This window comes from Flintibacter sp. (assembly GCF_046973065.1).
Map to the genome: position 1 here is coordinate 1 of NZ_JBKVXZ010000090.1, position 7,321 is coordinate 7,321.

Sequence of the window (7,321 nt, forward strand, 5' to 3'; positions counted from 1 at the left end):
CCATACAATAATGCTTGCCGCTGCGAGGAAACGGGTCCTTGTACGGCAAGAGATTATTGGAGGGAAAACAACCATGAAAAAACTGATTGCCACAACGCTGGCTTTGGCTTTGACTGCCGCCTCTCTGGCGGGCTGCTCCGGTACTTCCGATGCCGGCTCCCAGAATGCGGTGGATGCGGACAAGATGTCCCAGACCCAGACCGCGAAGGCCCCCAAGTACGTGTTCCTGTTCATCGGCGACGGTATGAGCTATCCCCAGATCCAGTCCACTTCTGACTATCTGGGTGCTCTGAAGGACGAGGACTACTGGCAGGCCGAGCCCAGCCTGGACGACAACCAGGGCGCCAAGCTGGATGGCCCTGAGTACCTCAACTTTATGAATTTTGAGTCGGTAGGCTCCGCTGTTACTTACGACTCCAACAGCTTCTGCCCCGACTCCGCCTCCACCGCCACGTCCATCTCCACCGGACACAAGACCTATTCCGGCACCATCAACATGGACGAGACCGGCACCACTGCCTATGAGACCATTGCCAAGCAGCTCAAGGACCAGAAGAACTGGGAAATCGGCATCATCTCTTCCGTCAACCTCAACCACGCCACTCCCGCGGCTTTCTACGCCCACCAGGCCAGCCGCAACAACTACTATGAGATTGGCCAGGAGCTGATCGCCTCCGACTTTGACTACTTTGCCGGCGGCGGCCTGCTGTCTCCCACCGGTGAAGAGGAGAACCAGGACAACCTGTATGATCTGGCCAAGGAAGCCGGCTACACCGTGGCCATGACCCACGAGGAGGCCGAGGCTGTGGGCGCTGATACCGAGAAGGCCATTCTGGTGGACGAGAATCTGGCCGACGGCGACGCTATGGCCTACGAGCTGGACCGCACCGAGGACATGTGGTCTCTGGCTGACTACGTGGAGAAGGGCATCAAGGTGCTGGACAACGACAACGGCTTCTTCATGATGTGTGAGGGCGGCAAGATCGACTGGGCCTGCCACGCCAACGACGCTGCTTCCTCCATCCACGACACCATGGCTCTGGCCGACGCGGTGCAGGTGGCTGTGGACTTTGCCAAGGAGCATGCCGACGAGACTCTGATCCTGGTCACCGGCGACCACGAGACCGGCGGTCTGACCATCGGCTTTGCCGGTACCGACTATGACACCTACCTCAACCTGCTGGAGAGCCAGAAGATCTCCTTTGCCAAGTTTGACAGCGACTACGTGGCCAAGTACAAGGAGAACAAGACCTCCTTTGACGAGGTGATGGCCGATGTGACCGAGCTGTTTGGTCTGAAGACCTCCGGCGAGGAGGGGGACAAGCTGGTGCTCACCGACTATGAGCTGAGCCTGCTGAAGACCGCCTACGAGAAGAGCATCAACGAGAAGGACACCGGTATGGACGAGCAGCAGGAGTACGTGCTCTACGGCACCTATGAGCCTCTCACCGTCACCATCACCCACATCATCAACAACAAGTCCGGCGTGAGCTTCACCTCTTACAGCCACACCGGTCTGCCCGTGGCCGTGCTGGCTCAGGGTGTGGGCAGCGACGTGTTTAACGGTTACTACGACAACACCGACATCTACAACAAGCTGGCCGAGATGCTCAGCATCGCCTGATTTAAAACCTCAACCTTCGGCCCGCCCCGCCTGAGTCCAGGCGGGGCGGGTCCATATGTATCCTCTGTTTGGAGGAGGAAAGGAGTACGGCATGTCTCTGCGCAATCATGTTGTTGCAGTGCGGGCACTGGCGGCAGGGGTTCTGATATGGATCGCAGTTCAGATAGGCCAGGGCCTGTGGCTGGGAGAGTGGCGGTATGCTCTGAGCGGGGTGGTGGGAGGCCTGCTGTGGCTGACTCTGGTGGTGGTCCTCCCCCTGCGTAGCAGCATTGCTTTGGCCTGCCCAAGCTGCGGGTACAGCTATGGCCCCCGTATTCTGCTTAAAATGGCCTGCCCCCACTGCGGGGAGCCGGTACCCACAGATGTCTGTACCGGTCGGGGCATGATCGCGGTCCTGGTGTTGCTGGCCGCTCTGGTGGTGGGAAAGGAAGCCTACACCTGGCCCATGGCCCTGCCCAGCCTGCCCCAGGAAGAGGTGTCTGTTACCGTCCAGCGGAACGCATATCCCCTGGTGGAGAATTATGCGGCCTTTCCACAGACACAGATGGAGCACTATGTGCTCAAGCCCGGCACTCCGGAAGCGGAGAAGATGGCGGAGATCCTGTCTGATTATACCTACCGCCGGTGCTGGAAGACTCTGCGGGGAGATACCGCTGTCTCTGGGCTGGGGGAGGTGCAGTGCTATCTCAGCGGGACGAATTTTGATCTGAGCCTGTTGGGCAGCCGCTATGCCTTTATCAACGGTGCGGTCTATCAGATTGGTTTGGCAGGGGATGGGGCCGGAGCGGAGCTTGCCGCCCGGGTAGCCCAGGCCCTGGAATAAGAAAGAATCCATGGAGAAGGAGTTCGTTTTGTGAAACAGTATCTTTCCCGCAGGTCGGTCCGCTACCACGCGCCGGTGGTGGTGTGCCTGCTGGCTATTTTGATTTTGTTGTTGTTGCCCACCGGATTTGAAGGGGCGCTGGTGTACCAGGAGGCAGAGCGGTGTACCGCCCGGGTGCTGTCGGTGGATGACTCGGCCATCATCGATACCGGACTGGTGCGCTCCGGCGAGCAGCGCTGCCAGCTGGAGATTTTGGACGGTATGTTCCAGGGCCAGACGGTCTCCGGCGTCAACATGCTCAACGGCTCTCTGGAACAGGACAAGGTGTTCCAGCCCGGGGACAAGGCCCTGGTGGTGGTGAGCCATGATGGGGATACCATTACCAATGTCACCATGAGTGACCACTACCGCCTGAGCTGGGAGCTGGTGATGGCCATCGGCTTTGCCATTTTCCTCATTCTGTTTGCCGGACCCACCGGCGTGCGGGCCATCGCCTCCTTTGTGCTGACGGTGCTCACCCTGTGGAAGGTGCTGGTCCCCCTGTATCTCAAGGGCTATAACCCCATCTGGATCGGTCTGGCTATCACCCTGTTTCTCACCGTGCTCATCATCGCCCTGGTGTACGGCTTTGACCGGCGGTGCTGGGCCGCGGTGTCGGGCTCCTTTTTGGGCATTCTGGTCACCTGCGTGCTGGGTGTGCTGTTTACCGACCTGTTTCAGATCCACGGTGCGGTCATGTCCTACTCGGAGAGCCTGCTCTACTCCGGCTATCAGGACCTGAACCTGACCCAGATCTTCATGGCCTCCATCTTCATTGGAGCCTCCGGTGCCATCATGGATCTGAGCGTGGACATCACCTCGGCCGTGTATGAGGTGGTGGAAAAGTGCCCTGACCTCACCTGGTGGGAGGCCACCCGTTCCGGCATGAACGTGGGCCGGGCAGCTATGGGCACTATGACCACCACCTTGCTGTTTGCTTACTCGGGGGGCTATGTAGCTCTGCTGATGGTGTTTATGGCTCAGGGTACTCCGGTGGAGAACATCCTCAACTACAAGTATGTGGCTGCCGAGCTGATCCACACGGTGATCGGTTCCTTCGGCCTGGTGACGGTGGCTCCGTTCACTGCACTGTGTGCAGGCGTGTTTCTCACCCGGCGGGAGAAAAAAGAAGCGGCAGCTGAGCCCCAGCAGCAGTGCCCCTGAAAAAAGACCAAAAGGAAGGCCTGTTGGCCTTCCTTTTCTTTTGTGTAAGGAGGGAAACTGCCCCTTGTTTTTCCAGCCAAAATCGCATAAAATATATAAGATATTGCGGCGGCAGCCGGGAACCCTTTACAGAAGCGGCGGACCAGTGTATAATACCTCCACTGTTTTTTCGCCGGACCTGGGGAAGCGCCCCTGCCCGGCATATTGCAGACAGAACCACGGAGGGACCCATGGAAAAAGATGTAATCATCTCCATTAAGGGGACACAGAAATATGAAAATGCCGATCAGGATGTGATCGAGCTGGTGACCGAGGGTCGTCTGGAGCGGGAGGGCGGCAGCTATACCCTGTCCTACCAGGAGAGCGAGCTGACCGGGTTGGAAGGGACCTTGACCACCTTCCAGATCGAGCCCGAGCGGGTGACCTTGCTGCGAGTGGGAGAGTATAACTCCCAGATGGTATTTGAAGAGGGACGTCGGCACATGGCCATGTATAATACCCCCTACGGAGCCATGACTGTCGGGGTGAATACCCGACACCTGCTGGCTGAACTGGACGACCAGGGCGGCGACATTGAGATCGATTACGCCATCGAAATTGACCACGCCATCGCCGGTCGGAACATTTTTCAAATCAAGGTGAAGGAAGCTGACGGCATCAGCCTGAAGCAGTAAATATTATATTGTATCGGCTGGTTTTACCGGCCGGTTTGAAGAAGGGTGAGAATGAAATGTCAAATATGATCCAAGCGGCCCGGGCTCAGGTAGCACAGCTGACCCAGCAGGCCTATGAGAAGGCGGCCCAGGCCGGACTGCTCCCTGAGGGCGCCCAGGTGAAGGCCACCATCGAGATCCCCAAGGACACCGCCCACGGGGACTACGCCTCCTCCTTTGCCATGGCGGGAGCCAAGGCTCTGCACAAGGCCCCCCGTGCCATTGCTCAGGCCATTGTGGATAACCTGGAGCTGGAGGGCAGCTACTTCCAGAAGGTGGAGATTGCCGGCCCCGGCTTTTTGAACTTTACGCTGGGCCCCAAGTGGTACGGCGATGTTCTCTCCGCTGTGGAGCAGGAGGGCGCTGAGTACGGTGCCAACACCGAGGGCAACGGGGAGAAGGTCATGGTGGAGTTCGTCTCCGCCAACCCCACCGGCCCCATGCACATGGGCAACGCCCGCGGCGGCGTGCTGGGCGACACCCTGGCCAATGTCCTCAAGCGGGACGGCTGCAACACCTGGAAGGAGTTCTACGTCAACGACGCCGGCAACCAGATTCACAAGTTTGCCGTTTCCATCAATGCCCGGTACATGCAGCTCATCGTGGGCGAGGAGAACTTCCCCTTCCCTGAGGAGGGCTACCACGGCGACGACATCAAGGAGCTGGCTCAGGCTATCTACGAGAAGCACGGGGACAGCTGGAAGGACCTGCACGAGGAGGAGCGGCTGGACAAGCTGGCTGAGTACGGCCTGTCCGTGAACATCCCCCGCATGGAGTCCGACCTGAAGCGCTACGGCATCGTGTACGACCAGTGGTTCTTCGAGTCCTCCCTGCACAACAGCGGCTATGTGGCCGAGACGGTGGAGCTGCTGGAGAAGAAGGGCTGGACCTACGAGAAGGACGGCGCTTTGTGGCTTAACACCACCGAGCTTCTCAAGGAGAAGTTCATGCGGGAGGGCAAGACCCAGGAGCAGGTGGACAAGCTGGACCTGAAGGACGACGTGCTGCGCCGGGGCAACGGGTTCTACACCTACTTTGCCGCTGACATTGCCTACCACCGCAACAAGCTGGAGGTACGCGGCTTTGACAAGGCCATTAACATCTGGGGCGCCGACCACCACGGCCACGTGGCCCGTCTCCAGGCCGCTCTGGACGGACTGGGACTGGACGGCTCCCACCGCCTGGTGGTGGTGCTGATGCAGCTGGTCAACCTGATGCAGGACGGCAAGCCTGTGCGTATGTCCAAGCGTTCCGGCAAGACCATCGCCCTGCACGACCTGCTGGACGAGATCAGCGTGGACGCCGCCCGGTACTTCTTTAACTCCCGGGCCTCTACCAGCCCCCTGGATTTCGACCTGGATCTGGCCGTCCGGGAGGACAGCGAAAATCCCGTGTACTATGTCCAGTACGCCCACGCCCGGATCTGCTCCCTCATTGCCCGTCTGGCTGAGGAGGGCGCTCAGGTGCCCAAGGCCGGGGATGTGGACGCCGCCGTGCTGAACACCCCCGAGGAGCTGGCCCTCATCAAGGCTCTGGCCCAGTTCCCCGAGGAGATCCACCTGGCTGCCCGGGACTACGATCCCAGCCGCATTAACCGCTATTTGGTGGCACTGGCCGGTGACTTCCACCGCTTCTACAACGCCTGCCGCATCAAGGGCGAGGAGCCCCAGGTGCTGGGCGCCCGGCTGAAGCTGGCAGACACCGTGCGTTCCGTGCTGGCCAACGGCATGGGTCTGCTGGGTGTCAGCGCACCGGAGAAGATGTAATCAGAAAGGGAAAACCCTTTTACGCCGAAAAACACGCCCTCGCGGCGTGTTTTTTGGCAGAGAGGAGATTGTATGGCGTCAAATAAGCGGGAGCGCTTCCGGGAGCAGAAGGATTTTTTGCAGAAGAACCGAAATACCATCGTCTACCTCATCGTGCTGCTGGCTCTGCTGGGCAGCCTGATGGGATGGCGGCTGCTGCCCGATCAGGTCTCCGTCCAGGTGGCAGGCAGCGGCGTGGACGTGATCCGGCGGCCGAAAAATGTGATGCTGCTGGTCCATCTGGGGATGACCGGAGCTTTTTGCGCCCTGTTCTGGCGCTGGCCCCGGGAGATTGCCTATTTTGTGGGGGCGGTGATCAGCCTGCTGCTGGTATTTAACCTGCTGGCTGCCAATCTGGGGGTGGCCTGATGGAGCTGGAAAAGCTGAACAAGCTGCTGGAGGTGCGCACCCCCGGCCTGATGGATGCCACCGGGCGCTACGCCGTGCTGGTCCCTCTGGTGGAGAGTGAACAGGGGTGGCAGGTCCTCTACGAGGTGCGGGCCGCCAAACTCCATCGCCAGCCGGGGGAGGTGTGCTTCCCCGGAGGAAAGATAGAGGGGATGGAGAGCCCTGAGACCTGCGCCCTGCGGGAGACCTGGGAAGAGCTGTCCATTCCCCAAGATTACATCCGCCTGCTGGGGCGGCTGGATTTTATCGCCCACCGGGCCAACTTTATCCTCTATCCCATTTTGGGGGTGGTGGACCGGGCGGGTCTGGAGTGCATGAAGAAAAGCCCCGCCGAGGTGGAGGAGACCTTCCTGGTCCCTCTGGATCACCTGTGCAGCCATCCGCCTCTGGAGTATAGCTACAAGCTGATGCCTCAGCCGGGGGAGGGCTTCCCCTATGACCTGCTGGGTATCCCTCGGGACTACAAGTGGCAGCCCGGCGGGGAGAACGTGCCGGTCTACCCCTGGCAGGGAAGAGCTATCTGGGGTCTCACCGGGCGGATCACCCGGCATCTGGTGTCCCTCATCCGGGAGAGCGGGGGAGAGGCGGTCCATGAGTAAGCTGGAGCAGTTGGGCCCTTACCAGCTGGAGCAGCGGCCCGGAGTTTTCCCGCTGGGAAGCGATACCCTGGCTCTGGGACGGTTTGCCACGGTGCGCAAGGGCTGGCGGGTGTGCGACCTGGGGACAGGCAGCGGCGTGCTGCTGT

At 60.1% G+C, this 7,321-nt stretch carries 7 protein-coding genes; all 7 read left to right on the plus strand.

Annotated features, from left to right (window positions below):
* Positions 1-73: 73 nt before the first annotated feature.
* The 7 genes from ACLTXB_RS18325 to ACLTXB_RS18355 all read left to right on the plus strand — a co-directional run bounded on the left by ACLTXB_RS18325 (position 74) and on the right by ACLTXB_RS18355 (position 7,175).
* A complete protein-coding gene (locus ACLTXB_RS18325; RefSeq protein ID WP_428227932.1) occupies positions 74-1,624 on the plus strand; it encodes an alkaline phosphatase in 1,551 nt (516 codons plus the stop codon).
* 55 nt (positions 1,625-1,679) lie between these two features.
* Complete coding sequence (locus tag ACLTXB_RS18330) at positions 1,680-2,447, plus strand: hypothetical protein (protein WP_428227933.1); 768 nt, start codon at positions 1,680-1,682, stop codon at positions 2,445-2,447.
* A gap of 30 nt (positions 2,448-2,477) precedes the next feature.
* Positions 2,478-3,650, plus strand: a complete 1,173-nt coding sequence (locus ACLTXB_RS18335) for a YibE/F family protein (RefSeq protein WP_428227934.1) — start codon at positions 2,478-2,480, stop codon at positions 3,648-3,650.
* Positions 3,651-3,880: 230 nt separating this feature from the next.
* Positions 3,881-4,324: a DUF1934 domain-containing protein gene (locus ACLTXB_RS18340; RefSeq protein WP_008981756.1), complete on the plus strand. Its 444-nt coding sequence runs from the start codon at positions 3,881-3,883 to the stop codon at positions 4,322-4,324.
* Positions 4,325-4,380: 56 nt separating this feature from the next.
* Complete coding sequence (argS, locus tag ACLTXB_RS18345) at positions 4,381-6,129, plus strand: arginine--tRNA ligase (protein WP_428227935.1); 1,749 nt, start codon at positions 4,381-4,383, stop codon at positions 6,127-6,129.
* 72 nt (positions 6,130-6,201) lie between these two features.
* Positions 6,202-6,537 carry a hypothetical protein gene (locus tag ACLTXB_RS18350; RefSeq protein WP_235395848.1) on the plus strand — a complete coding sequence of 112 codons (336 nt, stop codon included), beginning with the start codon at positions 6,202-6,204 and terminating at the stop codon, positions 6,535-6,537.
* Positions 6,537-7,175: an NUDIX hydrolase gene (locus ACLTXB_RS18355; RefSeq protein ID WP_428227936.1), complete on the plus strand. Its 639-nt coding sequence runs from the start codon at positions 6,537-6,539 to the stop codon at positions 7,173-7,175. Before ACLTXB_RS18350 ends, ACLTXB_RS18355 begins: the two co-directional genes overlap by 1 nt.
* Positions 7,176-7,321 lie beyond the last annotated feature (146 nt).